This is a genomic window from Cyanobium sp. Tous-M-B4 (assembly GCF_024345395.1).
Taxonomy (GTDB): domain Bacteria; phylum Cyanobacteriota; class Cyanobacteriia; order PCC-6307; family Cyanobiaceae; genus Cyanobium_A.
Genome location: NZ_JAGQBA010000002.1, coordinates 177,962 through 202,417, shown reverse-complemented (window position 1 = coordinate 202,417; position 24,456 = coordinate 177,962). Strand labels below are relative to the sequence as shown.

Genomic DNA, 24,456 nt, shown 5'->3' with positions numbered 1-24,456 from the left:
AATTGATGTCCCTGGTCTCGATCAAAGCGAGGTACGGGATCTTGCGAATGGCGCTCTAGCCGTCTTGCGATAACAAAATAGTGTCAAACTGTTTATCTCCGGTGTCAACTGCCTAAGCGCGCGCTTTGCATCAATCAAGTTGGCGGGCAAGAGTCCCTCGACCCCCACTTGGAAGGTGCACAGACCAGCAAGGCGATGAACTATGAACTCCCCACAGCGACGGAGCTGAAGGAGTGGCAGAGCTGCTAAGATGTAAACATCAACCTCAGACAACAATAGCCAATGTCATTTCGCAACCTTGCAGCCTTCCCGTTTAACAATCAACCAAATACAGCGATTTCCGATGGTGGATGGTATGTCGTTTCGGGTGAGGCGGTCGAGGCGCTAGCTGGGGGCGATACCATTGTTGGCATTTCTGCTGCTGAAAATGTAGGCATTGAAATCGTTGGCACCCTCGATACTGGATCTGGCAACGACATTGTTTTAGGCAAAGGCGGTGGAAAATATGGCATTTACAGCGTTGCTGGCACTCTCGATACTGGATCCGGCATCGACACCATCACTGGCGTCGGGAAAGTAGTCGGATTTGTCAACACTGGCTCCATCGATACGAGCAGTGGAGCAGACACCATCGAGGGCAGCATAAAGCAAAATGGGAACAAAGAAAACGGTGGTGGTATTGAGAACCTTGGTATTATAAATACAAGATCTGGTAACGATACAATCCGTGGCTCAGGCCCAGATTTTGGTGTTAGCAACGATGGCTCCATTGATACGGGCAGCGGAGCAGACACCATCGAAGGCGTAGCCCGTGGTGGTGGCGACATTGATCAAGAAGGCGAGGTCTTTATCGCCACAGGAATTTCAAACGGGTCACAAGTCATTCAGCTAGGCAAAGGAAAAGACACCGTTAAGGGAGAAGCAGATTCATATGGAATCTTCAGCACCGGCACAATTGATGGAGGCAAAGGAAGCGATTTCATTTCTGGAATAGGAGGATTTGCTGGTATCGCCAATGGAAGCCGTGCCCTTATCACGGCCGGCAAAGGAAACGATATCGTTGAGGGCCAAGGCGGCAACGAGGGAATCGTTAATAACGCCACCATTAATGCAGATTCTGGGAATGACACCATCCGTGGCGAGGGGGCGGACTACGGAATCCTGAACAGTTTATTTGACTTAAGCGTTGGCGTCGACTTCCTCATTGAGGGGGGCTCAGGTAATGACTCCATAGTTGGTAAAAGCGCCAGTACCGGAATCGGTAATGGCGGCAACATATTGGGCGGCGACGGAAGAGACTCCATCCTCGGTAAAGGTGGCAACGATGGAATCATCAACAAAGGCACCATTAATGGTGGTACCGGAGATGACACTGTCGAGGGTAAAGGAGGCACCGAAAAAGGAATCATCAACGAAGGCAGCATCATTGGCGGCTCCGGTCGTGACACCATCAACGGGGAGAGCAAGGATGGATCTGGCATTTTCAATGCCTCGTTGATTGGTCCTGAAGTTGGCGATTATTTAATAGACTGCGGTAGTGGGAACGACCTCGTCACGGGCAAGAGCGATTCGAGTACTGGGGTAAATAATTTTGGCATAATTAATGGCGGCGAGGGAAATGACACCATTACGGGGGCTGGAGTAATTGGGATTCAAAATCTTGGCACAATCAATGGCGGGTCGGGCAAAGACAGCATTCGTGGCATTGGGGGAATAGGAATTTTTAATCAAGGCTTCATCGATACGGGGGCTGGAGATGACACTGTCGATGCGTTGAATGGAGGGTTCGTTGGCCGCCTCGGCAAGACATCCCTTGGAGATGGCAATGATCGCCTTCTTGGCTTTGGCGACGGCGAATTTTCTGGTGGATCTGGTGTTGATAAGATCCTATTTGGCCAAGGAACTTACACCATTATTGGCAGCAATATCACCTCTGAAGGTGTCTCCATGACTGTCAACGAATTTGAAAAGATCGGTGGATCGAAAGGTGGGATCTTTAACTTCGCAGACGGCACCCTCACAGTGAACGCCAATGGTGTTGCCACATTTGCTGCTTGATCGCCCAAAACGATTCCCCTAGCGGCCCGCGCTTTAGCAACCGCTGCCATGGGCGTCGGAATCGGGCGCTACAGCGGAAAGTCACACCTGGCGAGCCTGTTGATGGTGCAGGCGCTGGACGCTGCCCATGAACAGGACATCACCCGAGCGCAGCACCCGTCAGGGCGGATGTCGGCATTGCCGGCACGGCAAAGACTGCGGATGGTGGGGTGAGGGGCGTCGTCTGGCCTCGGAGTGAAACGGCATGCGCGAAAAGGGAATTTCTCGCGCACGCAGCTTCAATACAGCACCTAAAGCAAGACATTTACCATGCCAGGCACTCAGGGAATGGCTGCAATCGAAGCTGGCTGCCTACCTAAAGAACTGCGATCAAAACCTGTTTTTAAACTCTTCAATCTGACGTTCTATAATTCCTAATATAGCAAGGCAAAAGGGTAGAAACTCTTGCTGACCGCACTCTCTTAAAAGAGGTACCGTCCGCTTTTCAGCGATTGCCGCTACATCTTTAGGCGCAGCCCCAGCCGCCAGAGGCATGGCAGTGGATGCGGCGAGGGTAAGCGCCGCCAGGGCAGGCGCAGCAATACGGCGAATCATGGGATTTGGATGCTCTTTTCCTTTCTAGCTGAGGGTGCTGCCCACTGGCATGAGAGCTTGCTGAAAGTTGGCTAAGCGCTGCGCCCCGATCAACCAGCATCACCCAGCCAGCGCTGACCGCCATTCCCCAGTTCGCCGTTTTGTTCCCTGCGGATGCATGCTTCGGCATCGAGATGGTGCAGGCGCTGGACGCAGCCCACGCACATGACATCGCCCGAGCGCAGCACCCCATGGGAAGGCTGTCAGCAGCGCCGACTGAGCTGCCCGACGGCCAGGACCTCCACAAGCTGCTGGCTGCGTGGGTCAGGGGGGAGGGGTGAGCGAGGATGGTGCTTCGCCGAATGCGCACGGGAACGGCTGCGGATGCCGATTGTTCCAAGTTGTAGGCGCTCATAAAGAGTGCTGTTGGGTATATCGAGACAATAAAAAACCCCTGTAATGGCAGGGGCTTGGTAAGTTGTAGGTAGGAGTAGCACCGTGTTGTCAGTCTGGATTCCAAGAACCCAAGCAGATTTCACAAAATGGAGAACCTTGGGGTTGGATTCCAAGAACTCCCAGTAGTTGCTGAAGGAATGCTGGCACTACAAATTTTCTTCCATCATTACCGCCTCTTGCCACTAAGACAGTTGATGCACCCTGAGTCTTCAGGTTGAACTGCTGGGCATTAGGCGAAGTCTCCACCACCCCGATGCTTGAGGTGGTTCCTTCGGCGACCTTGGCAGCACTTGCAGGGGTGATGCCAAGGGGCAGCGATGCCAGTGCCACAGCGGCAGTGCTTGCCAGGGAAAGGCTGAGGCGGTTGGAGCGGGGCACGACGACCTCCTGTCAAACGGTTGGACCTCTTCCACTGTGCCCCATCAGCGCAGCGGTGTCTGCTTGGTGTGACACGAGTCCAGTACCGCAAGGCTGCGCTGCATCGACCACGCTGACCCTTGCTAATGCCCTAGGTGGTCGGTTCAGAAATAGGGCAGCGACACCGCCGACACCGTCAGGCAGGAGCTAAAACCAACAGTGCGGCTACCAGCGGCGCAGCAATCAGTCCAGCATCTGGATCCAGACCCGCCACAGCAGAGACACCGGCACCATCGCCAGTACAAGGACAGCAAGGCTCTAAAGCTGTTCTGAGGTCATCTCCTCCACTTTGTCGGGCAGCAACCAGAACCGTCACCGGGTCCCCCCCCCACCCCACTACGGGAACACTGCCCTCCAGTACCGCGCCCGCATTGCCGGCCAGGCTTACCCGTACGAGTTCGCAACTGTTCCCACCAAACCCTTCCCTGACCGGCTGCAACGGGCCAGGCTGGGCAGCAGCCAGGCAAACCCATCAGGCGGCCAGCGGGGGCTTGGAGAGGGCTACAGGACGCCGCTGGGGGTCTCTCTATGACGGCATGCGCCTATCCATTTCCAGCGCACCAACCACTTGGCGCACGGCTTGGCGCAGCACAACACTTGTGGCCCTAAGTGATTTGACTTGGTCAAGCATCTGCTCGGCGTGCCGAGGGACATGGCCAACTCGATTGCCACCCTATGAGCGATGAATGCCTTTTAGGGCCACTCTCGAGGTGGGACGAAGCTCCCGCCAACAGACCCACTGAACCAACTGAATTCCAAAATGGCCGCAAAAATGGCCTCATATCAAATTTCAACTGCCGTTGACGCCTCCCTCAATGCGTCGATTCAGACGCGCCTTTATCCCAGCAAATTCACAAATTTTCTTTTGCCCGCCAACGGTGCTGGGCCAGGGGCAACTGGCCCGCTGCATCTACGGGTATGCCTTCAGCGAGCAGCAGATCACGCTGGATCCAGTCGCTGCCTTCGCGGCTGGGGTTGAAGCTGATCTGCCCTTTGGCATTAACAACCCGCTGCCACGGGATCTCCGACGGCAGGGGCAACCGCCGCAGGGCCCAGCCCACCTGGCGGGCGGCGCCCCAGACCCCAACCAGCTCAGCGATCTGGCCGTAGGTGGCCAGCTGTCCGCAAGGGATCTGGGCCACGACGGCGTAAACCCGCTGATCAAAGGTGGGGGCGGGAGCTTGCATCGAGCGCCGAGCGGGAGGAAACAAAGCTGGTTTGAGCTTGGGCAACCGGGTGTTGAACCCAGCCTAAAAACAAAAAAGTGACTGCCCAAGGGCACTTGTCATGCGTTCGACTCGTAATGCAGGCGACTTGTCATTGGGGAGACTGGGCATTCGGGAGATGCCCGTGATTCCGCACCTCAACTGAGCCCGACGCCATGACCCTGCTGCCCCGCCGCTTTGAGCGGCTCAAGGCCGTGCTCGATCGCCGCATGGGCGATCTCACCGTGGTGCTCGAGCACGTGGATAAGCCCCACAACCTCTCGGCGATCCTGCGCAGCTGCGATGCGGTGGGGGTGCTTGAGGCCCATGTGGTGAGCCTGGCGGGCCGCACGCCCACCTTCAATTGCACCTCTAAGGGCAGCGAAAAGTGGGTGCCGCTGCATCGCCATAGCGACGGCGACAGCGTGGCCCTGCTGCGCCAACTCAAGGACCAGGGCTTTCGGCTCTATGGCACCCACCTGTCGGTGGAAGCGGTTGACTACCGCCAGTGCGACTTCACCGGCCCAAGCGCCCTGGTGCTGGGGGCGGAGAAGTGGGGCTTAAGCGCTGAAGCGGCGGCATTGGTAGATCAGCCGATCGTGATCCCGATGCACGGCATGGTGCAGTCGCTGAATGTGAGCGTGGCCTGCGCCACGCTGCTGTTTGAGGCGCTGCGTCAGCGGCAGGTGGCCGGGGTGCTGCCACGCCACGGCGAAGGGGTGCCGGACGGGCGCTACGACACCCTGCTATTTGAGTGGGCCTATCCGGAGGTGGCGGCCTGGTGCCAGCGTGAAGGCCGCCCCTATCCAAGCCTTGATGCCGAGGGGGCCATCAGCGAAACCCTGCCTCGCACGATCAAGCTGCGCTGCTGATGCTCGGTTACTGATATCTGCGGGCACTGGGAAGCCACAGGGCCAGGCCGAGGCCCAGCAGCTCAAGAAAAATCTGACGGCCGCCGAGCAGCACCACCGCCAGGGCAACGGCAGCAAGAAACTTCTGGAACAGGCTCCAAACGTCGTCGTCATTGGCATTGCCGCTGCACCAAAGCGCCGCAGCAGCAGAGAGCAGGAGCAGATCCAACCACCAGGGCACGACTATCCACAGGGTGACGGGGTGCTTCCATTGTGGGCCTCTCCTCGCAGGCCGTGTCCCCTAGCCCTGCCAACTTGCAGATTCCGGCTTCGATCGGGGAGGTGGTCGACAAGATCACGATCCTGGAACTCAAGGCCGCGCGGCTCAGTGGCGAGCGGCTAGCGAACGTGGAGCGGGAGCGGCAGCTACTGCTGGGTTGTCTGGAGGCAGCGGGCCTGGCGGTGGCAGAAGACCTGTTTGACGCCCTGCGCCAGATCAACGCCAAGCTCTGGGCCATCGAAGACGACATCCGCGCCCTTGAGGCCAAGCAGGACTTCAGCGACGATTTCGTCGCCCTGGCGCGAGCGGTGTATTTCAGCAACGACGAACGGGCCGCCGTGAAACGCGCCATCAACGAGCGCCACGGTTCAGCGATTGTGGAAGAGAAGCTCTACGCCAGCTATGGCGATGGGAATCAAGCGAGCGAACGCCTAATTCCCATGCAAAATGGCTAGCAAAACTCCATTTCGGCTGCGTATATGGCGGCAGTGCGGCGATTTTTGCAGCCACCTCCTGGCAGCTTCTTCCTGTTTGGCCCCCGCGGCACCGGCAAGTCGACCTGGCTGGCACAGGTGTTCCCCGAAGCCCTGCGGCTGGATCTGCTGGCACCGGATGTACTGAGGGCCTACCAGGCCCGGCCAGAGCGGCTGTCGGAATTCATTGCTGCCGCTGGCAAATCCGCTCAGACGGTGGTGATCGACGAAATCCAGAAAGCCCCCCAGTTGCTCGACGTGGTGCATGCCCTGGTGGAGCAGCGGCGGGATCTGCGTTTTGTGCTCACCGGTTCGAGTGCCCGCAAGCTGCGCCACGGGGCCGCCAACCTGCTCGGTGGGCGGCTGGTGGCCGTGCACATGGGGCCCTTCATGGCTGCTGAGCTCGGCCAGGATTTTGATCTGATGCGGGCCCAGGCCAACGGACTGGTGCCCCTTGTGTGGCAAGCCGTGGATCCCCAGGCCACCTTGGCGGCCTATGCCTCGCTGTATCTGCAGGAAGAGGTGCAGGCAGAAGCCCTGGTGCGTCAGATCGGCGATTTCGCAAGGTTTCTGGAGGTGATCAGCTTTTCGCAGGGCACCCTGCTCAACCTGGCAAACCTGGCCCGGGAAACCGAGATACCCCGCAAAAGGGCTGAAAGCTATCTGGGAATTCTTGAGGATCTGTTGATCAGCTTTCGGCTGCCGGTGTTTCAACGGCGAGCCCAGCGGCAGCTGGTGCAGCACCAGAAGTTTTTCTGCTTCGATGCCGGAGTTTTTCGCTCCCTCAGGCCCCGCGGCCCGCTTGATGGGCCGGAAGAGATTGGCGGCATCGCTTTGGAATCCCTGGTGGCCCAGCACCTGCGGGCGCTCTGCCAGCTGCGGCCAGGAGGGGCCCAACTCAGCTTCTGGCGCACCCGATCTGGACTGGAGGTGGATTTCGTCGTGTATGGCCCAGACTTATTTATGGCCATCGAGGTGAAACACAGCCGTCGCATCGATCGCAGCGACCTCAAGGCGCTGCGGGCCTTCGGTGAGGACTACCCAGAGGCAGAGCGCTTGCTGCTCTCCTTGTGCCCAGAACCGCTGCTGATCGATGGCATCCGCTGTGAACCGCTGGAAGCCTGGTTGAGACAACTGCGCCCCTAACGACGGGCTTCGGCTCCGACCTTCAGGATCCGGTGCGCTGAGCGCTGCCGCCGCTGAGCCAGCTCTCGAGGCCTTCGCCTAAAAACGACAGCCCCAGAACCAGCACAAACATGGCCAAGCCCGGGTAGAGGGCGGTCCACCAGATGCCGGTGGGCACGGCGGTGAGGGCCTGCTGCAGGTCGCCGCCCCACTCGGGGATGGTTTCGGGCAGGCCAAGGCCCAGAAAGCCGAGGCCACCGAGCACCAGCACGGCATCGGCGGCGTTGAGGGTGAGCAGCACCGGCACCGAGGTGATCACGTTGCGCAGCAGGTAGCGGCGCAGGATCCAGATCGGGCCGGCGCCAAGCGACTGGGCCGCCTCCACAAACAACTCAGCCTTCACCTGGGCGGTTTGGTTGCGCACCACCCGGAAGTATTGGGGGATGTAGACGACGCAAAGGGCGGCGGCGGCATTGGGCAGGCCCCGGCCCAGCAGGAAGGCAAGCACCACCGAGAGCAGCAGCACCGGCAGGGTGTAGAGGGTGTCCATCAGCAGCACCAGCACCCGATCCACCCAGCCGCCCAAGTAGCCGCTCACCATGCCAAGGGGCACACCGATCAACAGGGCGATCACCAGGGCCAGCAGCACCACCTGCAGGGCCACGCCACTGCCGGCGAGGGTGCGCACGCACACGTCGCGGCCTAAACGATCGGTGCCGCACCAGTGGCTCAGCGAGGGCTGGGCATAGATCGGATTTTGCAGGCCGGCGTTGGGATCACTAAGCCAGCCGGCATGCACCAGCAGCGGCGTGAGCAGGGCCACCAGGGCGTAGGCCACCACGATCACCAAACCCCAGCGGGCCATGCGGACCGAGAGGCTGGGGGCGCGGCGCAACGACAAAAGCATGGCGCGACCTTACGCAGCTAGGCGGCGGGCTGCAACAGCTCGATCCACCAACAAGGCTTCCTTACCGTAAGGAGAGCTCCGCGCTAAAGTGAGTTTTGGATAAAAACGATGGCAAGGGCCATGGAAGTGGCAACCCTGACGGCCAAGGGGCAGGTGACCGTGCCCAAGGCGGTGCGCGAAGCCTTGGGGCTGCGACAGGGGGATCAACTCAGCTGGGAGCTGGAGGATGGCTCAGTACGGGTGCGGGCGATTGCGCCGCTGGATCTGGCCTACCTGCGCAGCCTCGACGCCAGCCTGCAGGAATGGAGCAGCCCGGCGGATGAGGAAGCCTTCGCAGGGCTATGAAGCCGTTTGACCGTCATTCGCTGGTGCTGGTGCCGTTCCCCTTCACGGATCGCGCCACCCAGAAGCGGCGCCCGGCGGTGGTGCTGTCTCCACCCGACTTCCAGCGCGCCTCAGGCCACGTGCTGCTGGCGATGGTGACGTCGGCCAAGCAATCCGCGTGGCCCCTGGATTGGACGATCCAGAACCATCAGGCCGCCGGCCTGCCCCAGCCCTGCCTGGTGCGCTTCAAGGTGTTCACGCTGGATGAACGCCTGATCCTGAAGACCCTGGGACACCTGGCCCCGCCCGATCGAGATGGAGTCGCAGCCCAGCTGCACCAATTGGTGGACTGAGAACGACGCTGACGATCGCGGCTAGGGTTGATGATTGATGCCTCACACCAGATGCGCACCACCCTGCGGCTGGATGACGACGTGCTCTCTGCAGCGCGGGTATTGGCTCGCGAACGGCGCCAACCCATTGGCAACGTGGTCAGCGAATTGCTACGCCGCGCCCTAACCACCCCAGGGCCAGCAGTTCCCGGCAGCCCGCCGCCGGAGCAGCGCAATGGGTTTCCGTTGCTGCCCCTGCAACCCAGCGGAGGCCCAGTAGATCTTGAGCTCGTCAACAGCCTGCGGGGGGACGGGGAGTGATTCCGGTCGCCTTGCTCGATGCCAACGTGCTGATCGCCTTAATCGACCCAAGGCATGTCCACCACGAGAGCTGCCACCGCTGGTTTTCGAGCCGAGAAGGGGCCGATTGGGCCAGTTGTGCGATCACCCAAAACGCAGTGCTGCGCATCGTGGGGCATCCGCGCTACCCGAATTCCCCGGGATCGCCGGCGGTCGTGAGCAGGATCCTGCAGGAGCTGGTTGGCCATCCGCAGCACCGGTTCTGGGCAGACGCCCCGAGCCTGCTGGGCCTTGGCCATGTCAACCCCAGGGCCCTGGTGGACTCGGGCCAGATCACGGACACCTATCTCCTGGCTCTGGCGGTGCAGCAGGGAGGGGTGCTGGCCAGCCTCGACCAACGCCTCAGCACCGTTGCCGTGGCAGGCGGGCAGGGCGCCCTCGAGCTGATTGCCAACGCAGGCTCCTAGCCACCAATCCTGCCAATCGTTCGATCCCATCGCAGCATTGGCAGGATTTGGCGCCAGGGTTGGCAGGCACTCGCACTAAATTGCCACCAAAGCCTGGACTGCTGTCAATGCCGTCGCTGCAGATTCGCGACCTGGAAAACCAGGCGGGCGACGATCTCCCTATGCGGCGCCAAGCGGCCTTGGAGCGCATCGAACAGCGCTGGTCGCAGAGCCCTCCCCTGAAGTGGCCCCAGTCGCCGGAAGAGCTGATCCGGGCCGACCGGGAGCGCTAATGCCCAGCCCCCGCCTGCTGATCGTCGACGACGACCCGGAGCTGCGCCACTTCCTGCGCACCGAGCTGGAGATCGAGGGCTACGCCTGCGCCGAGGCAGCCAGCGGCCAGCAGGCGCTGGTGCAGCTGCGGGAGAGCCGCTGGGACCTGCTGCTGCTGGATTGGACCCTGCCGGATTTCAGCGGTGTGGAGATCTGCCGGCGCTTGCGGGGCAGCGACGATCACACGCCGGTGCTGATGCTCACCGCCCGCGATGACGTGCGCGAACGGGTGGAGGCGCTAGATGCCGGCGCCGACGACTACCTCACCAAACCCTTCTCAATCGAGGAGCTGCTGGCCCGGGTGCGGGCCAGGCTGCGCAGCGCCAGCAAAGCCAGCAGCGAGCCTGAAACCCTGCAGCTGGCGGATCTGCAGCTCACTGCAGCCAGCCGGGAGGTGAGCCGCGGCGGCGAAAGCATCAGCCTCACCGGCAGGGAATTTGAGCTGTTGCACCTATTACTGCGCCAGCCCAATCAGGTGCATGGCCGCGAGGCGATTCTCAACGCGGTGTGGGGCGAGCAGTGGGTGGGCGACGACAACGTGCTCGATGTGTATATCCGGGCACTGCGCCGCAAGCTGGAGCGAGAAGGCCGGCCAACCCTGATTCAGACCATCCGCGGCGTGGGCTTCATGCTGAAGGAGGCACCCCCAAGGGCATAAGCAGCTCGTGTGCCCAAGGAGGCAGTGGATCTTGGTGGCGCTGCTCAAGGCCAGCGATGATCGTGGCTACGGGCAAAAAGGGATGATCGGTGGAGGAATTATCAACAAGCCGCACTTGATCGCATAAGGGTAAAGATGCTTGGACGTTGTTTAATAATCGGGGGATACGGCTGATCACCTTTTCAGCCGGCACGTGATGACCACCCTCTGAGATTCTCTGGGCGATCCGCGCCTGATTTAGGGAGGCGTCATTGAGATGAAGCAGCACCAAGACCACCTCATAACCAAGTGCCTTGGCGCGGGCAACGAAGTCGACTTTGGAGGGATGGGAATAGACCGTTTCAAAGCAGAAACTGAAACCCCTCAGCAGCAAGGATTCACGCTGCTGCTCAGCCAGCAGGGCCGCCTCAAACCCATGGGCTTCCGGGCTATCCGGCGCAATGAGTTTGGCGAGGTTGTCGGCATTCACAAAGGGAAGACCCAGCGGCTCCAGAAACAGCCGGTGAAAGGTGCTTTTGCCGGCGCCATTACCGCCCACCAGCAACCAGAGCTGTTTGCCAGAAACCGTGCGCCCGCTCAACCCGGCTCCGGCTCAAAAGGGATGAAGATGCCGTTGCTAAAGCTGCCGGTGCTGCGGCTGCCATCGGCCGCGATGCGCTCCAGCGCTCCGGGCTGGCTGGCGGAAGCCTGATAGCGGATGGCGGCCTTACTCACCAAGTGGGGCAGCTCCCCGCTCTGCCTTGCCAGTTCCACGGCGGAGAACACCGCTTCTGGCGCCACGGGCTGGGCCACAACCGGCTCCACCTGCAGCCGCGCCAGCCCAGCTTCCACATCCAGCAGGCTGTCGGGGTCGACAAAACGACAAACCTGCCGGCCCAGCGCCGCCCAGTATTCGATCTGCTCGGCGGCGCTGCGATGGTGCCGGGCCCCGGCCTGGGTGGCGCTTTGCATCAGCTCCTCCTGCAGACGCACCGGGGATGGGGATTTCGCCATAGCCCAGCTCGCCAGAGAAACCGAATTTGATCGTAGCAATCTGCTACGGGCTGACCACCCCCAAGGACCTAACCAAGGGCAGATGCAACTGAAAATCAGCCCCACCCCCTGGCGCCTCGGCCACCACCACAGAGCCACCCATCGCCTCCATCAGCAGCCGCACCACGGCCAGGCCGATACCACTGCCGCGGCTGTTGGCATTGATGGCGGCGCTGCCGCGGGCGAAGCGGCCAAAGATTGCATCGCGCTCGCTGGGGTCCACGCCGGGGCCCTGGTCGCGCACATGCAGCACCAGGGAATCACCCTGCTGGTCGGCAGCAAGGGTGACCGGCAGCGGCGTGGGGCTGTAGTGAAGAGCGTTTTCGATCAGGGCGGCCAGGCACTGCTGCAACCGCTCCGGATCGCCCATCGCCACTGGCAGCTCCGCAGCTGGCGTGTCTAGGTGCAAGCGCCAGCCGCTGCTGGAGGCCAGCCGCTCATAGGCCTGCACCAGGGCCTCATCAGCCAGGATCGGCCGCCGCCGCAACTGCAACCGGCCGGAATCCTGGCGGGCCAGATCGAGCAGATCGCTCACCAGGCTGCCCATGCGCTGGGCCTCCTGCTGGATCAAGCGCAGCGAGGGCGCTGTGGCCTCCAAGCCGGGCTGACGCAGCAGGCGCTGGGCGTGGCCGGAGATCAGGGTGATCGGCGTGCGCAGCTCATGGGCAACGCCATCAACAAAGGAGCGCTGCCGCTCCCAGGAAACCGATAGGCGCTGCTGCAGGTCGTTGAAAGCGAGGGCGATGGGCTGCAGCTCTTCTGGCTGCTCGGCCACGGGGATCTGATCGGAAGCCAGCGGCGGCGCCTGGGTGGCGGAGAGCTGGGTGGTGAATTCCTGCAGGGGCTGCACCAGGCCGCGCTGCAACACCAGGCGCAACAGGGCACTGGTGAACAGGCTGGATAGACCAGCCGCCACCGCCAGCAGCCAGAAGGCCAGGCGCTCCTGCCGCACCGAGGCCGACACGTTCTGCAGCACCTCCAAGCTTGCGGTGCTGCCATCCAGCAAGGAAATGGCTGTGGTGCTCACCAACAATTCCTGCCCTTGGCGGCCTTGCTCGGTGGGTTGGGCTCCAGCCGGGGCTGGCGCAGCAGCAGGCCGCAGCCGCAGCTCCAGGCCTGGCAGCAGGGAGGAATCAGTCAGAGCCTGCAGCTGGCCGCGGCTGCGGGCCCGGGCCGCCAGGGTGGTTTCCAGCTGCTGCACCAGTTGCTGGTGGGCAGTGCCCCGCTGCAGACCAGCCAAGCCCTGGTTGAACAGCAGCAGCAGGCTGTAGCCAGCCAGCACCGCCAGTAGGGAGGTGCTCTGCAGCCAGAGCCGCAGGGGCGAAATGCGCATGGGCCAACGGTCCATAGAACGCCTTCTTCAGGCAATCCTCAGATTCTGCTCACCCCTGACTCAATACAACCGAATTGATAGCTGTGATGATCAGTTCGAACTCATAGATCACTCTGAACCGTGGCATCTTCCATGGCAGCCAAGCTGCTCGCGCAGCGCTCCCTGATCCAACGCCTCAACAGCTCCAAGAAGCGCAACGCCCTGCAGGCCGGCTTCACCTTGGTGGAACTGCTGATCGTTGTGATCATCATCGGCATCCTCGCAGCCATTGCCCTACCTGCCTTCCTGAACCAGCAGGGCCGCGCCAAGGTGAATGGTGCTCAAAACAGCGCCATGTCAGCTGCCCGCGCTTGCGCCGCCGCTCAGGTCACCGGAGATCAGGCTTCTGCAACCGTTACCGGAAGTGGCACCAACGGAACCTGCAACGCAGCAGGAACGCCTAGTACATTCACATCACCTCAAGCTGCTTTTGGCACAACTGCAGATGCCATAGCCACAGTTGCTTCCGACGGATCTGCCGCTCTCACCACATGCGCCGCAGCATCTGGTTGGACTGCAGGTACCGTACCTGCATGCGTTCCTGTTAAATCCTAGTTATTAACAGTCCAATCTTTGCGTTTGACAATTAAAATATCAAGCTCCCTTCGGGGAGCTTTTTATTGCCAACCAATAATTATCTCGAAGCATGCATTCCAGGCTCGGGCCCCACGCCTGAGACCCATTCTCAAAATTGGGCGAACACCGTGCCCAATCATGCTAAACATGCATAATTATGCTAATTCCGCAAAATTGCTGGACGAGGAGTGGGTTGTTGCTCGAAACTCTCTTGATCGGCCTTGAGCATTTTTCAGTGACATTGGCACGGCTTCGGGGTGGCCCTGCCAAGAAGCACCCTGCAGGCCAAGCACTTCAGAATGGCAAGTTGGGCCAGATCGCAATCAGGAAGTTCGGCATTCCAGCTGCAGTAGCTGGCTTCACATTGGTGGAGTTGCTAATCGTGGTGATAATCATCGGCGTTTTGGCAGCTATTGCCCTGCCAGCCTTTCTGAATCAGCAGGGAAGGGCCCGAATCAATGCAGCGCAAAAGAGCGCCATGTCAACCGCGCGAGCTTGTGCCGCAGCCCAGATCACGGGCGATTTCACCACAGCAACCCCAGCCGCTTCGGCAGCAACCACCGGCGAATGCGAACCCGCGGGCACGGAGAGCATTTTCACTTCCAGCAGAGACGCGTTTAGTACAACTCAAGAAGCCCAGGCAACCGTGACCGCCAATGGTGCCGTCGCTCTCACCCAATGTGCAGAGGCCAGTGGATGGACGCAAGGAGAACCACCCAGATGCCAAGCAACGCAATGATGAGCGATTCGATTCACGCCTCATAGCGCAGCTTCAAGCTCCAGTGGGATCGGCAAGGCCCCGGACAGATTGTGCGGAAGCGTCACAGGGTCCCTGTCTTGCTACTCGCTGCTTGCCGCACCGATCCGATACGAAGCTATTGGCGGATTCCAGCAATGATGCCCTGGTGGTGGAAAGCGTAGTCTACTTTGATGTGGACACCAACAATCCCCGCCAGCCCAATTACCAGCTCAGCGTGCAGGATTCAAACGGCGTCATCTATAAAACTGGTAGCGCCAATGGCGCCCAGCGCCGGGTGCGCTCGATCACGGGCTGATCCCCGTTTCAGCCAGCACCTGCTCCAACTCCGCCACACAATCGCCATCAAGCCGGCCATCATCCGCCTGCTGCTGCACCACCGCCAGCCCCTCCTGGATCGTGCAGCTGTTGTGGTAAGGGCGGCGGCTCACCAACGCATCAAACACATCGGCTACCGCCACGATTCGGCCCTCCAGGGAAATCGCTTCACCCTTGAGCCCCTCGGGATAGCCGGAGCCATCAAGGCGCTCATGGTGGTGGCGGATCACATTGCAGAGCACCTGGGCGCCGGGCAGGGCGCTTAGGTCGTATTGACCAAGCACCTTGCCGATCATCTCCAGCCCCAGCTGCACATGGGTGTTCATCACCTGCCGCTCCTCGTCCGTGAGCGGGCCCTGCTTGAGCAGAATCCGATCGGGGATGCCGATCTTGCCAATGTCGTGCAGGCGGGAGAAACGGGCGATCTGATCGACGGCATGGGCGCTGAGGCCCCGGCGCTCAGCTAGCCCCTCGGCGATCAAGCGCGAATAGTGGGACACCCGGTTGAGGTGATCGCCGGTACGGCCACATAGAGGGAAGCCGTGGCATTGAAATGGTTGCGCACCGTGAGGCCGATCAACTCGGCCAACGCCTCCAGGGTGGCCTGCTCCGCATCTGAAAAGACCGCCGCCTCGGGGGCATGGAAACCCACCACAAAATCCAGCCTGCCGTCCTGGCTCACCGGCAAAACCACCGACGACCCACCGCGCCATGAGGCTTCAGGTGGCAGTGGTCTGCTGTCGTAAATCGGTGTGAGGCGCTGCAGCTCCCCATCCACCCGTTCGCAGGTGAGGCGCTGCACCTGGGGCACCACGGCTCGAACCTTTAGCTGCAAGGCCTGCAGTTGTTCCTGAAGCGGATCGGCAGGTGACAAATGCAACTTTGTAGTCGTGTTTCATTCTGGCTTTGAGGCATCGCCATCCGCGGAATGAAGGGCTCCGTTGTCATCAGCCCGCCTGCTCGACGATCGAGTGCACCAGCAATGCTCTAGCGCCGACAGGCAGGCGTAGGCCGATCACCTTGGCGCTCATTGGCCATGGCCCGCTCCTGGCGGCTGCGCAGGATGAATTCGGTGCGGCTGATGTCTTCCACTGCGGCTGATGTTTTCCACTTAAGTTTTCATCAAATCATGCTCAGCCTGCTCGGACTGCTTGATCAGGGCCGGTCTTCAACCGCCCCGCCGCTCCAGCAGGCGGAAGGGGTCGTAGGCCACGCTGATGCCTAGCTCCTCGGCAAATTCCAGCACCCGGCACCAGGCGCGGTCCTGGCGCACGATGCCCCGCAGGATCACCGGGACGCTGCTGCGCTCGAGGGTCATCTCAAACAGGGGCCAGCCCACCGATGCCTGCACCGCGTCGTCTTGAAAGCGAGGCACCACATCAAGGGCACCCACCAGGATGCGGCGATGGCTGGCATCCCACTGGAAGGGCATCTCATAGCGCTCCAGCAGTTCGGTGGCCAGGGCCCAGCTGCTGCCCTTGGCATCGATCTCGGTGGCCAGCGGCAAGCCGCGAGCCTCAATGCTGCCGGCACGGCGAAACTGCAGGGGCTCTGGCCCCGAGGCGGCCTCCCCACTCAGTAGCTGGCGCACCCGCTCGCGCAGCTGCTCGCCGCCGGTAGGCGGGCCGCCCTTCTCCAACTGCAGCAGATCCCAGCGTTCACCAGTGCCGCGGGCGTTCGATCACGGGCTGACCCCCACAAGAGCAGTACAGTAAGACGTACGTCTGCCAGCAAGGTTTAAAGCCGATGGACGCGATCTCCTACAGCACCGCCCGTGCCCATTTGGCGGGCACGATGAACAAGGTGTGTGAAAACCATGAACCAGTAGTGATCACACGCCGCGGCGAGCCCGCCGTGGTGATGCTCTCCCTAGCCGATTACAAGGCAATGGAGGAAACCACCTTTCTCCTGCGCAGCCCGGCCAACGCCCAGCGCCTGCTCCGCTCTATCGCCTGCCTGAACGGCGGTGGCGGGGAAGAACACGATCTACTGCCGTGCGACTGATTTTCTCCCCAGAGGCCTGGGAGGACTACATGCACTGGCAGCAACACGATCGCAAGATCCTGCAGCGCATCAACCGACTGATCAACGAGATCCGCCGAGATCCCTTCGCGGGGATCGGCAAACCCGAGCCCCTTCGCCATGCCCTAACCGGCTACTGGTCGCGGCGCATCGACGCTGAACATCGCATCGTCTACTGCATCAGTGCGGGCGACCTGCTGATCGCCCAGCTCCGGCATCACTACTGACTGCTGAAGCTGATCAAGTGTGGTCTGTCTGGTTTTCTACGGGTGGGGGTCACGAAAAAAACGTTTAGGGGAGCACCCGCGCAGCCAGCTGCTGCAGGCGCTGGGGATGCGTGTGGAACCCTTCTTGCCCGTGGATGGCGAGAGGGCTTGGCGCTGAGATCAATTGGCCATGACTGGTGGCTCCATTCAGCATTCGCCAGGCGATCGCCGAGCTCCTGCCAGAGCAGGCTGGTCTTGCCGCTGCGGCGCATGCCGATCACCGCCAGAACCTTGCCGGCTACGCGCGGGATCCAGGTGTCGCGGCGTGTGAGCACGGGCAAGGGCATGATGATGCCCTCCACCAGCTTCTGCCGCAGCAAACGCAGAAGGTTGCCTTATATAGCTACAACCTAATGGGAATTCTTGCCGGAGACCGCGACAAGGTGTGGCTCACCCCGCCCAGGCTCACCAGACCCGGCTGTGGTCCGGCTGCTGGTTGCCGGTGAGCACCCGGGAGGAGGGGATGCCGACGCAGTAGGCGTACAAAAGCAGCAGCGTCTGCGCGGGGTTCCAGGGACGGAAGGTGTTGGGCTTTCTCATGCCCTATTCTCCCGCCCAGATCAACTGCGGTCACTGGGATCTGGGCAGATTTCCGGGCGTCTGTGGAGAAGCGGGCGGCTCAGGGGGAAGCCTTGGCAATGTGGGCGCCTCCCTAAATCTGTACAGGTTGTACTGAATTCAGGAGAGCTTTCAGCACCCCGCCGCTCCAGCCGGCAGCTTGCTTAATTTGCCCCAATGGCCACCGGCAAGCGGGAGCTCAGCCGCCCCCCATCGGCCCAGGCCTGCGCCAATTCCAGCTGCAGCACCCCCGCGCTAGCGGGCTGGGCCCGGAAGCCAGCGCTGGCCGCCAGGGCATCGAGCACCACTCGGTTTTGCGCCGCCCCGCTGCCCAGCTCGCCATGCAGGCCATAGGCCGGTCCGCAGCGCATCAGCACCTGGCCCCGCCAGATCGGTTCAGCCGGCTTGCCCAATGAATAGGTGATCGGTCCAGAGGCAGTATCGAGATGCAGCACCACTCTGCGGCCCGCCAGGTTGCAGGCCGGCGCCAGCCCGGCGGGATCGGCGAGGCCCCGGGCTTGGAGCAGGTCGCCCCGCACCAGCTCCAGCGTGCGCCGGGCCACGGCCCGCTCGCGCAGCAGCCGAGCAAAGCGCTGACCGCTGCTGAGCTCGGCCAAAACAGCCTGCAACAGCAGCCCGCTTAACGAGCAACCAATCAAAAGAGCAAGCAGCAGCTCCACCAGGGAAAAGCCCCTGGCGTTTGCCTTGGCAATCGCTTTCATAGAGCCCCATCGGCAAGGCAGGCACTGCTGCTGGGTGGGCCGTCCAGGGGGCCGGTGTAGCGACCCAGGCGGCTCACCCCCAGCGGCAGTGACACCACCAGGCAGCGGCGCAGTTCCGTGCCAGGCGCAGCGATCACCACCGTGCCGCCATCGAGAATCAGTCCGTTGCTGCTGAAACGCAGGGCCCCGGGCAGGTTGTGCTGGAGCGTCACGGCGTCGCTGTCTTGCTGCTCGCTGCTGGCCACCACTGCCGTCAGACAGCCGGCCAGGCTGCCGCCACTGGGCTCGCTCCAACCGCTGGCACCGAGCTCAAGAGCACAGGGCTGGCCTTGGCTCTGGGCTTGCCGGCGCGCAGCCTCCAGGCCCACCCCGAGCCGGCGGCTGGCCGCCTCCACCCTCATCCGCGCCAGGCTGCGCTGGCCGCCATCTATGGCCAGGCTGGCCAGCAAGCCCAGCACCGCCACCGCCACCAGGAGCTCGGCCAGGCTGAAGCCTGAGTCAGGTCGTTGCATCGCTCGGCTCCGCTGCAGGTTGCGATCCACACAAGCCGTAGGCCGCTGGGCTTAGCCAGCGCTGGCGCTGCACACCACCAGCACCAGCAACCTGCAACCGCACCAGGGCCCCGGGCTCGGTGCTCACCTGGCGCACGATGCCCTCGCCGCTGGGGAGGCTTTGCAAATGGGCCACAAGCCAGCTGCTGGCGGCCGTGCAATCAGCGGCGATCGTTGTGCCGGCCAGGGCCGTGAGCTGGGCCTGGCTAGCCAGGAGGGCTGCCTCCAGTTGGGCCGCCTGCTGCTGCTGCGCTTCCGCCTGACGCGCCCAGCTGGCGCTGCCCGACCACAACTGCAAGGAGCAGCTAGACGAGGTCACAAACATGGCCGAGGCCACCATCGCTTCTACCAAGTTCATGGCGCCACCCCCTGGCTGGTGCGACCGCGCAAGCCCAGCTCCCGCACTGCCAGTAGCTGCTGGCTGCCGGGGCCATCGGGCGTAATGGTGCGGGCCAGCTCCAGGCCATAGGCCGCCCGCAGGGCGCGGGGCTGCTCAGCGGTGGGCTGCAGTTCCAAGGTGGCGGCAGCTCGGCCCCGCTGCAGGCCACCTGCAGCATGTGCGCCATCCCAATGGGGGCCATCAAAAGCCACCAAGCGGTAGGCAACCGGGCCCACCTGGCCGGTTTGGCCCACGGCGGGGGTAGCTGGCGCCGCCAGCAGGTGTTGGGCCGCCGACATCAACTGATCTTCCGCCTGCCGCAACCGCTGGCCAGCCTGCACCTGGCTGCGGGCCTGCAGGGCCGCAGCCTGCAGCGAAACGCTGCTCAGCACTAGCAGCAGCGAGGCTGTGGCAGAGAGGGGCAACACAAAACCAGCCGCCATTGGAGGGGGACTAGCTAGGGAACGGGGGAACCGGGCCATGGGGCACCTGGCGCACAACGACGCGATCAGTGTTCCCACGGGCGGCAAAATCCTTGAAGCGGCGCTAATTTGCGGCCACTAGTGAGATCAAATGCGCCCCCCGGTGCGAGCTTTGCTGCAACGACCGGTGCGGTCCTGGTGGAAGCAGGAGCGACGGGAGCATCCGCGCTCGCAAATGCGCAAGCCATTGCTACTGGCGCTGCTGCTGCTCACGTCAGTACTGGCCTGGTACTTGGGCCGCGACCTACTGGTGTTCGCCGGGCTGGTGGCGGTGGTGCTGCTGGTGCGCGCCAAAGTGATGCTGGAGCGGCGGCGCCAAAACCTGCGCGAACTGCAGCTGGAGCACAAGTCGAGCCGGCGGCTGCGGCAGACCAGCCGCAACCTCGATGCGGTGCTGCAGCAGCTGGGCATGCCACCCGACAGCTTTAAGCGCAGTGAGATCAACTTCAAGGTGAACCAACTGGCCAGCCGCATGGAGTGGCTGCTGGAATCAGCGCGGTCGCTGGCGCTACTCGATTCACTGACCCAGCTGCCCAATCGGCGTCATTTCATTGAGCAGGTGCAGATCGAATCAGCCCGCTCCAAGCGCTCGCGTAAGCGCTTTGCGGTGTTGTTTATTGATGTCGATAAGTTCAAAGCAATCAACGACACCTACGGCCACGCCACCGGCGACCGGGCGCTGGTAGCGGTTTCGCAGCGGCTCAAAGACACAATTCGAGCTGGCGATTTCCTCTCCCGCCTAGGTGGTGATGAATTTGCGGTGCTGATGGATCTATCGGCGATTAAGAGCAACTCCGAGCAAACCCTCAAGGCCCACGCCCATTTGTTTGCCTGCCGGATCATGGCGATGTTTGAGGAGCTAGCCAACCTCGGCAATGTGAGCATCGATATCGATATCAGCATTGGCGTAAATGTGGTGGATCCCGACTCCAGCGATCCAGAAGCAATCCTGCGCCAGTCCGACCTGGCGATGGATCAAGCCAAGAGCCAGCAGCACGCCCGCGTAGCCGTATTCGATGTAGCCACTGCCAAAGGCAGCTACGACGACTACCAGCTCTACGCCGACCTCAAAGATGCCCTGCGCCAAGGCGGCTTGAGCATGGCTTTCCAACCGGTGGTGGATAAGGAGCAAAGGCTGCGCGGCGTAGAAGCCTTGGCCCGCTGGCGGCACCCCAGTCGGGGCTTCATCGGCCCAGATGTGTTTCTCGATATCGCCGAGCGCTACCGCATGATGCGGGAGCTGGGTGAGCACCTGTTCCAGCTGAGCCTCGATGGCTTCCTAGCCCTTGATGGCGCCCTGCAACAGCCTGGGCTGAGGCTCTCCAGCAACGTGAGCCCGTCGCAATTAAGTGATCCGCAGCTGCAGGCAAGGCTGCTGGGCATGCTGGAGCGCACCGGCGTCGATCCCAAAAGGTTGACGCTCGAGATCACAGAGGCATCAATTCTGGATCGCTCCGCCACCACTGAAGCAAATCTGCAGGCCTTACGCGCCGCTGGCATCGAGCTGTCGCTAGATGACTTCGGCACCGGCTACTCCTCGCTCAACTTGATCAATACGCTGCAGCCAAACGAGATAAAAATCGATCGTTCCTTTGTGCTAGCTCTGCACACCGATCCCTACGCCCGCCAGATCGTCGAAGTGATCGCTGGCATGTCCACCCAGATGCCCCTACACCTAGTAGCAGAAGGAGTAGAAGATGAGGCAACCTTCCAAGCCCTACGCAAACTAGGCATTAAATACTTCCAAGGCTATTTATTCAGCAAACCCCTACCAGTTGCAGAGCTCGCCGCTTGCTACGACGCAGCCATTAGTGCTGGCACCTAGGGCCGTCGAAGACTGTACAAGATTCTTAAATGCTCTCCGACAAGCTGTTCTTCTGGCTGTTCCAGAACAATCCCGACCGGATCCTCTCGCTAGTTGAGGGGCTTCCTGCTGACGCTGCGGGTCACACCTTTTCAGCACCCGCACTGAAAGAACGCGAATATCGACTCGACGGTCTCTTTCTGCCTCCAGCCGATCGACCCGACCTGCCGGCCTTGATCCTCGAGGCCCAGATGGCTGCCGATGCCGGCTTTTTGCGGCGCCTTTACGCCGAATCAGCGCGCCTTCTGCAGCAGGAGCCAAGCATCAATGCTTGGCGAGTGGTGGTGATCGCCCCGTCGCGTCAGCTCCATTTCGGGGCAGTGGAGCCTGTGGCTAAATTTCTGGAGCATCGCGTGCGCTGGGTGGAACTGCTGCCTGAGCACTGGCCGCCCAACGCATCTCTGGCTCTTGCGTCAGCAAGCGGCAGCCAAGAGCATGCCCTGGACAGCGGAGCTCGATGATGTGATCGCCGCTATCTTGGTAACACGCTTTCCAACCCGATCTATCCCGGAGGTATGCGCCATGGGCGGCATCACCGTTGAAGACTTCACCCAAAGCCGCATCTACAAAGAGATCGTCGGCATTGGCTTCGCCGAAGGAGAAGCGCGGGGAGAAGCCCGAGGAGAAGCCCGCGTCACCCTGCGTCTGCTGAGCCGCCGCTGCGGCCCACTGAGCGCCGCCACCACTGCCCAGATCGAGGCACTGCCGCTGGAGCAACTCGAGGCCTTGGCGGAAGCCCTGCTCGATTTTCAGGGACCAGACGACCTGGCCGCCTGGTTCGCAGCACTCGCCTGAATTCCGTACAGCCTGTACAGAATTCAGGAGGGCAAACGTTCAGCCCCTTAAACCATTCAGACCAAAGCTGGCGGCCTCGTCACACAACACAGTAGCCACAGCGCCCTACTGGTTCAGCTTGAGAACGGCCATGAAGGCCTCTTGGGGCACATCGACTTTACCCATGGCCTTCATGCGCTTTTTGCCCTTGGCTTGCTTTTGCAGTAGCTTTTTCTTGCGGGAGATGTCGCCGCCATAGCACTTTGCTAGCACATCTTTGCGCATGGCGCTGATGCTTTCGGAGGCAATGATGCGGCTGCCGATCGAGGCCTGGATTGGAATTTTGAACTGCTGGCGGGGGATCAGCTCCTTGAGTTTCTCCACCAAACCCTTGCCTACGTTGTAGGCCTTATCGCGGTGCACGATGGTGGTGAGCGGGTCGGCCTTCTCGCCATTGATCAATACATCAAGACGCACCAGCTCATTTTTGCGGTAGCCGATCAGGCTGTATTCCATTGAGGCGTAGCCCTTGGTGCGCGACTTCATCTGGTCAAAGAAGTCTGTAACCACCTCCGCCAGCGGCATCTCGTAGTGGAGAGTCACCCGGTCGGTGGTGATGTATTTCATATCGATAAATTCACCGCGCCGCTCTTGGCACAGCTCCATCAGGGCGCCGTTATAGATGTTGGGGGTGTAAATCTCGAGCTTCACATAGGGCTCTTCTATGGATTCACGCTTTTGCGGGTCGGGCAGGGTGGCGGGATTGTCCACCATCATCAATGTGTTATCAAGCATGTTCACCTGATAGATCACCGATGGCGCGGTAACAATCAGATCAAGGTTGTATTCCCGCTCCAGCCGCTCCTGCACGATCTCCATGTGCAGCAAGCCAAGGAAGCCACAACGGAAACCAAAGCCCATGGCGCTACTGGTTTCCGGCTCATATTTGAGCGCGGCATCGGAAAGCTGCAGCTTGTCTAGGGCTTCGCGTAGATCAGGGTATTGGTCGGCGTCGGTGGGAAACAGCCCGCAGAACACCATGGGCTTGGCCTCGGTGTAACCGGGCAACGGCTCAGCGGCAGGATTGGCTGCCAGCGTGATGGTGTCGCCAACGCGGGCATCGGCAACGGCCTTGATAGAAGCGGCCATGTAACCCACCTCGCCGGCATGGAGTGAATCCACCTGGCGCTGATCGGGCGCCATCACGCCCACCTCATCGAGTTCCACTACCTTGCCGCTGGCCATCAGTAGCACCTTGTCGCGCTTGCTGATCGAACCGGAGATCACACGGAAATACACGATCACGCCCCGGTAGGCGTCGTAATAGGAGTCGAATATCAAGGCCCGCAGCGGCTCAGCCACTTTGTCGGCGGGAGCCGGCACCCGATCCACCACAGCCTGGAGGATTTCGGGCACCCCGAGACCAGTTTTTGCTGAGCAATGAATTGCATTGGAGCAATCGAGCCCGATGATTGCTTCAATTTCTTCCGCGATGCGGTCTGCATCGGCGCCAGGCAGATCAATCTTGTTTAGGACAGGAATGATCTCAAGATTGTTTTCAAGCGCCAGGTAGACATTGGCCAGGGTTTGGGCTTCCACGCCCTGGCTGGCATCTACTACCAGCAGGGCGCCTTCACAAGCCTGCAATGAACGGCTTACTTCATAGGAAAAGTCAACGTGGCCGGGAGTATCAATCAGGTTGAGGATGTAGCTCTCACCATCGGCCGCGGTGTATTCCATACGGGCGGGCTGGAGCTTGATGGTGATGCCGCGTTCACGCTCCAGCTCCATGTTGTCGAGAAACTGCGCCTGCATGTCGCGAGCCGCAACGGTGCCGGTGTCCTGCAGCAGCCGGTCGGCCAGGGTGGATTTCCCGTGGTCGATGTGGGCGATGATGCAGAAATTACGGATCCGCTGAACGGGAACGTCAGTCATCGTGCCGGCGGAGGCTTCATGGGTGCTCCCGCCAGCCTAGGAGACGGAAACCTGGGGCGAAACGGCCAGCTGACCTACCAATCGAGGAATCGCCCCCAACTGCATGCGAA

Annotated in this window: 38 protein-coding genes; 19 read left to right on the top strand and 19 right to left on the bottom strand. The window is 61.4% G+C overall.

What is annotated here, in order from left to right; translation table 11 throughout:
- The first annotated feature begins 282 nt into the window (after positions 1-282).
- Both KBY73_RS04220 and KBY73_RS04215 read left to right on the top strand, forming a co-directional pair.
- Positions 283-2,058, top strand: coding sequence for a hypothetical protein (locus KBY73_RS04220; RefSeq protein ID WP_254935859.1), 1,776 nt, complete (start codon positions 283-285; stop codon positions 2,056-2,058).
- Between the two features lie 48 nt (positions 2,059-2,106).
- A complete protein-coding gene (locus KBY73_RS04215; protein WP_254935858.1) occupies positions 2,107-2,271 on the top strand; it encodes a hypothetical protein in 165 nt (54 codons plus the stop codon).
- Between the two features lie 156 nt (positions 2,272-2,427).
- Here the strand turns inward: KBY73_RS04215 and KBY73_RS04210 are convergent, their stop codons facing one another.
- The 4 genes from KBY73_RS04210 to KBY73_RS04195 all read right to left on the bottom strand — a co-directional run bounded on the left by KBY73_RS04210 (position 2,428) and on the right by KBY73_RS04195 (position 4,691).
- The gene (locus KBY73_RS04210; protein WP_254935857.1) at positions 2,428-2,652 is read right to left on the bottom strand and encodes a hypothetical protein; all 225 of its coding nucleotides are present in this window, start codon (positions 2,650-2,652) and stop codon (positions 2,428-2,430) included.
- Positions 2,653-2,741: 89 nt separating this feature from the next.
- Positions 2,742-2,879 (bottom strand): hypothetical protein, encoded by a 138-nt coding sequence (locus KBY73_RS04205; RefSeq protein WP_254935856.1) that lies wholly within the window; start codon positions 2,877-2,879, stop codon positions 2,742-2,744.
- A 256-nt stretch (positions 2,880-3,135) separates the two neighbouring features.
- Positions 3,136-3,465 carry a hypothetical protein gene (locus KBY73_RS04200; protein WP_254935855.1) on the bottom strand — a complete coding sequence of 110 codons (330 nt, stop codon included), beginning with the start codon at positions 3,463-3,465 and terminating at the stop codon, positions 3,136-3,138.
- Between the two features lie 890 nt (positions 3,466-4,355).
- Positions 4,356-4,691: an MGMT family protein gene (locus KBY73_RS04195; RefSeq protein WP_254935854.1), complete on the bottom strand. Its 336-nt coding sequence runs from the start codon at positions 4,689-4,691 to the stop codon at positions 4,356-4,358.
- A 194-nt stretch (positions 4,692-4,885) separates the two neighbouring features.
- Here KBY73_RS04195 and trmH point away from each other — a divergent pair, with 194 nt between their 5' ends.
- The gene (trmH, locus tag KBY73_RS04190; protein WP_254935853.1) at positions 4,886-5,581 is read left to right on the top strand and encodes a tRNA (guanosine(18)-2'-O)-methyltransferase TrmH; all 696 of its coding nucleotides are present in this window, start codon (positions 4,886-4,888) and stop codon (positions 5,579-5,581) included.
- 7 nt (positions 5,582-5,588) lie between these two features.
- Here the strand turns inward: trmH and KBY73_RS04185 are convergent, their stop codons facing one another.
- Positions 5,589-5,801: a hypothetical protein gene (locus KBY73_RS04185; RefSeq protein ID WP_254935852.1), complete on the bottom strand. Its 213-nt coding sequence runs from the start codon at positions 5,799-5,801 to the stop codon at positions 5,589-5,591.
- A gap of 53 nt (positions 5,802-5,854) precedes the next feature.
- On the opposite strand from KBY73_RS04185, the gene KBY73_RS04180 reads away from it, so the two are divergent.
- Positions 5,855-6,295 (top strand): DUF6165 family protein, encoded by a 441-nt coding sequence (locus tag KBY73_RS04180; RefSeq protein ID WP_254935851.1) that lies wholly within the window; start codon positions 5,855-5,857, stop codon positions 6,293-6,295.
- Positions 6,296-6,319: 24 nt separating this feature from the next.
- Entirely contained in the window at positions 6,320-7,459 is a 1,140-nt protein-coding gene (locus KBY73_RS04175) for an ATP-binding protein (protein WP_254935850.1), read from the top strand.
- Positions 7,460-7,481: 22 nt separating this feature from the next.
- Here KBY73_RS04175 and KBY73_RS04170 read toward each other — a convergent pair whose 3' ends face one another.
- The gene (locus KBY73_RS04170) at positions 7,482-8,345 is read right to left on the bottom strand and encodes an ABC transporter permease (RefSeq protein WP_254935849.1); all 864 of its coding nucleotides are present in this window, start codon (positions 8,343-8,345) and stop codon (positions 7,482-7,484) included.
- A gap of 120 nt (positions 8,346-8,465) precedes the next feature.
- On the opposite strand from KBY73_RS04170, the gene KBY73_RS04165 reads away from it, so the two are divergent.
- From KBY73_RS04165 to KBY73_RS04140, 6 genes are all read left to right on the top strand, one after another.
- The gene (locus KBY73_RS04165) at positions 8,466-8,690 is read left to right on the top strand and encodes an AbrB/MazE/SpoVT family DNA-binding domain-containing protein (RefSeq protein ID WP_254935848.1); all 225 of its coding nucleotides are present in this window, start codon (positions 8,466-8,468) and stop codon (positions 8,688-8,690) included.
- Positions 8,687-9,022, top strand: coding sequence for a type II toxin-antitoxin system PemK/MazF family toxin (locus tag KBY73_RS04160; RefSeq protein WP_254935847.1), 336 nt, complete (start codon positions 8,687-8,689; stop codon positions 9,020-9,022). Before KBY73_RS04165 ends, KBY73_RS04160 begins: the two co-directional genes overlap by 4 nt.
- Positions 9,023-9,073: 51 nt before the next feature.
- Positions 9,074-9,322: a CopG family transcriptional regulator gene (locus KBY73_RS04155; RefSeq protein WP_254935846.1), complete on the top strand. Its 249-nt coding sequence runs from the start codon at positions 9,074-9,076 to the stop codon at positions 9,320-9,322.
- Positions 9,319-9,768, top strand: coding sequence for a TA system VapC family ribonuclease toxin (locus KBY73_RS04150; RefSeq protein ID WP_254935845.1), 450 nt, complete (start codon positions 9,319-9,321; stop codon positions 9,766-9,768). The genes KBY73_RS04155 and KBY73_RS04150 overlap by 4 nt, the downstream gene beginning before the upstream one ends.
- A gap of 107 nt (positions 9,769-9,875) precedes the next feature.
- On the top strand, positions 9,876-10,040 hold the full coding sequence (locus KBY73_RS04145) for a hypothetical protein (RefSeq protein ID WP_254935844.1): 165 nt from the start codon (positions 9,876-9,878) through the stop codon (positions 10,038-10,040).
- Positions 10,040-10,738 carry a response regulator transcription factor gene (locus KBY73_RS04140; protein WP_254935843.1) on the top strand — a complete coding sequence of 233 codons (699 nt, stop codon included), beginning with the start codon at positions 10,040-10,042 and terminating at the stop codon, positions 10,736-10,738. The genes KBY73_RS04145 and KBY73_RS04140 overlap by 1 nt, the downstream gene beginning before the upstream one ends.
- On the opposite strand, the gene KBY73_RS04135 is transcribed toward KBY73_RS04140, so the two are convergent.
- The 3 genes from KBY73_RS04135 to KBY73_RS04125 are packed head-to-tail and all read right to left on the bottom strand — an operon-like array spanning position 10,707 to position 13,103.
- On the bottom strand, positions 10,707-11,318 hold the full coding sequence (locus KBY73_RS04135; protein ID WP_254935842.1) for a zeta toxin family protein: 612 nt from the start codon (positions 11,316-11,318) through the stop codon (positions 10,707-10,709). The two genes, KBY73_RS04140 and KBY73_RS04135, sit on opposite strands and share 32 nt — an antisense overlap.
- Positions 11,315-11,731, bottom strand: a complete 417-nt coding sequence (locus tag KBY73_RS04130) for a ParD-like family protein (protein WP_254935841.1) — start codon at positions 11,729-11,731, stop codon at positions 11,315-11,317. Before KBY73_RS04130 ends, KBY73_RS04135 begins: the two co-directional genes overlap by 4 nt.
- A 43-nt stretch (positions 11,732-11,774) precedes the next feature.
- Positions 11,775-13,103 carry a cell wall metabolism sensor histidine kinase WalK gene (locus tag KBY73_RS04125; protein WP_254935840.1) on the bottom strand — a complete coding sequence of 443 codons (1,329 nt, stop codon included), beginning with the start codon at positions 13,101-13,103 and terminating at the stop codon, positions 11,775-11,777.
- A gap of 132 nt (positions 13,104-13,235) precedes the next feature.
- Between KBY73_RS04125 and KBY73_RS15035 the strand changes: the two genes are divergently transcribed.
- The 3 genes from KBY73_RS15035 to KBY73_RS04110 all read left to right on the top strand — a co-directional run bounded on the left by KBY73_RS15035 (position 13,236) and on the right by KBY73_RS04110 (position 14,773).
- Positions 13,236-13,697, top strand: a complete 462-nt coding sequence (locus tag KBY73_RS15035) for a prepilin-type N-terminal cleavage/methylation domain-containing protein (RefSeq protein WP_315858400.1) — start codon at positions 13,236-13,238, stop codon at positions 13,695-13,697.
- Positions 13,698-13,929: 232 nt separating this feature from the next.
- A complete protein-coding gene (locus KBY73_RS04115) occupies positions 13,930-14,457 on the top strand; it encodes a type IV pilin protein (protein ID WP_396096549.1) in 528 nt (175 codons plus the stop codon).
- A gap of 139 nt (positions 14,458-14,596) precedes the next feature.
- Positions 14,597-14,773 carry a hypothetical protein gene (locus tag KBY73_RS04110; protein ID WP_254935839.1) on the top strand — a complete coding sequence of 59 codons (177 nt, stop codon included), beginning with the start codon at positions 14,597-14,599 and terminating at the stop codon, positions 14,771-14,773.
- Here the strand turns inward: KBY73_RS04110 and KBY73_RS04105 are convergent.
- The 3 genes from KBY73_RS04105 to KBY73_RS04095 all read right to left on the bottom strand — a co-directional run bounded on the left by KBY73_RS04105 (position 14,763) and on the right by KBY73_RS04095 (position 16,432).
- Positions 14,763-15,293 (bottom strand): HD domain-containing phosphohydrolase, encoded by a 531-nt coding sequence (locus KBY73_RS04105; protein ID WP_254935838.1) that lies wholly within the window; start codon positions 15,291-15,293, stop codon positions 14,763-14,765. The genes KBY73_RS04110 and KBY73_RS04105 overlap by 11 nt on opposite strands.
- Positions 15,272-15,628 carry a GAF domain-containing protein gene (locus KBY73_RS04100; RefSeq protein WP_254935837.1) on the bottom strand — a complete coding sequence of 119 codons (357 nt, stop codon included), beginning with the start codon at positions 15,626-15,628 and terminating at the stop codon, positions 15,272-15,274. The genes KBY73_RS04105 and KBY73_RS04100 overlap by 22 nt, the downstream gene beginning before the upstream one ends.
- Before the next feature lie 333 nt (positions 15,629-15,961).
- Positions 15,962-16,432, bottom strand: coding sequence for a hypothetical protein (locus KBY73_RS04095; RefSeq protein WP_254935836.1), 471 nt, complete (start codon positions 16,430-16,432; stop codon positions 15,962-15,964).
- Between the two features lie 107 nt (positions 16,433-16,539).
- On the opposite strand from KBY73_RS04095, the gene KBY73_RS04090 reads away from it, so the two are divergent.
- Both KBY73_RS04090 and KBY73_RS04085 read left to right on the top strand, forming a co-directional pair.
- Complete coding sequence (locus KBY73_RS04090; protein ID WP_254935835.1) at positions 16,540-16,797, top strand: type II toxin-antitoxin system Phd/YefM family antitoxin; 258 nt, start codon at positions 16,540-16,542, stop codon at positions 16,795-16,797.
- Positions 16,788-17,042: a Txe/YoeB family addiction module toxin gene (locus KBY73_RS04085; RefSeq protein WP_254935834.1), complete on the top strand. Its 255-nt coding sequence runs from the start codon at positions 16,788-16,790 to the stop codon at positions 17,040-17,042. Before KBY73_RS04090 ends, KBY73_RS04085 begins: the two co-directional genes overlap by 10 nt.
- Here KBY73_RS04085 and KBY73_RS04080 read toward each other — a convergent pair.
- The 6 genes from KBY73_RS04080 to KBY73_RS04055 all read right to left on the bottom strand — a co-directional run bounded on the left by KBY73_RS04080 (position 17,036) and on the right by KBY73_RS04055 (position 19,773).
- Positions 17,036-17,401, bottom strand: a complete 366-nt coding sequence (locus tag KBY73_RS04080) for a hypothetical protein (RefSeq protein WP_254935833.1) — start codon at positions 17,399-17,401, stop codon at positions 17,036-17,038. The two genes, KBY73_RS04085 and KBY73_RS04080, sit on opposite strands and share 7 nt — an antisense overlap.
- 85 nt (positions 17,402-17,486) lie before the next feature.
- Positions 17,487-17,621, bottom strand: a complete 135-nt coding sequence (locus KBY73_RS04075) for a hypothetical protein (protein WP_254935832.1) — start codon at positions 17,619-17,621, stop codon at positions 17,487-17,489.
- A 182-nt stretch (positions 17,622-17,803) separates the two neighbouring features.
- Positions 17,804-18,361 carry a prepilin-type N-terminal cleavage/methylation domain-containing protein gene (locus tag KBY73_RS04070; RefSeq protein ID WP_254935831.1) on the bottom strand — a complete coding sequence of 186 codons (558 nt, stop codon included), beginning with the start codon at positions 18,359-18,361 and terminating at the stop codon, positions 17,804-17,806.
- On the bottom strand, positions 18,358-18,873 hold the full coding sequence (locus KBY73_RS04065; RefSeq protein ID WP_254935830.1) for a GspH/FimT family pseudopilin: 516 nt from the start codon (positions 18,871-18,873) through the stop codon (positions 18,358-18,360). The genes KBY73_RS04070 and KBY73_RS04065 overlap by 4 nt, the downstream gene beginning before the upstream one ends.
- Positions 18,860-19,270 carry a hypothetical protein gene (locus tag KBY73_RS04060; RefSeq protein ID WP_254935829.1) on the bottom strand — a complete coding sequence of 137 codons (411 nt, stop codon included), beginning with the start codon at positions 19,268-19,270 and terminating at the stop codon, positions 18,860-18,862. The genes KBY73_RS04065 and KBY73_RS04060 overlap by 14 nt, the downstream gene beginning before the upstream one ends.
- Positions 19,267-19,773: a hypothetical protein gene (locus KBY73_RS04055; protein WP_254935828.1), complete on the bottom strand. Its 507-nt coding sequence runs from the start codon at positions 19,771-19,773 to the stop codon at positions 19,267-19,269. Before KBY73_RS04055 ends, KBY73_RS04060 begins: the two co-directional genes overlap by 4 nt.
- 175 nt (positions 19,774-19,948) lie before the next feature.
- Here KBY73_RS04055 and KBY73_RS04050 point away from each other — a divergent pair, with 175 nt between their 5' ends.
- The 3 genes from KBY73_RS04050 to KBY73_RS04040 are packed head-to-tail and all read left to right on the top strand — an operon-like array spanning position 19,949 to position 22,432.
- The gene (locus KBY73_RS04050; RefSeq protein ID WP_254935827.1) at positions 19,949-21,598 is read left to right on the top strand and encodes a bifunctional diguanylate cyclase/phosphodiesterase; all 1,650 of its coding nucleotides are present in this window, start codon (positions 19,949-19,951) and stop codon (positions 21,596-21,598) included.
- A 29-nt stretch (positions 21,599-21,627) separates the two neighbouring features.
- Positions 21,628-22,098 carry an Rpn family recombination-promoting nuclease/putative transposase gene (locus KBY73_RS04045; protein WP_254935826.1) on the top strand — a complete coding sequence of 157 codons (471 nt, stop codon included), beginning with the start codon at positions 21,628-21,630 and terminating at the stop codon, positions 22,096-22,098.
- Positions 22,073-22,432 carry a DUF4351 domain-containing protein gene (locus KBY73_RS04040; protein WP_254935825.1) on the top strand — a complete coding sequence of 120 codons (360 nt, stop codon included), beginning with the start codon at positions 22,073-22,075 and terminating at the stop codon, positions 22,430-22,432. Before KBY73_RS04045 ends, KBY73_RS04040 begins: the two co-directional genes overlap by 26 nt.
- Positions 22,433-22,537: 105 nt before the next feature.
- Here KBY73_RS04040 and lepA read toward each other — a convergent pair whose 3' ends face one another.
- A complete protein-coding gene (gene lepA, locus KBY73_RS04035) occupies positions 22,538-24,346 on the bottom strand; it encodes a translation elongation factor 4 (RefSeq protein ID WP_254935824.1) in 1,809 nt (602 codons plus the stop codon).
- Positions 24,347-24,456: the final 110 nt, after the last annotated feature.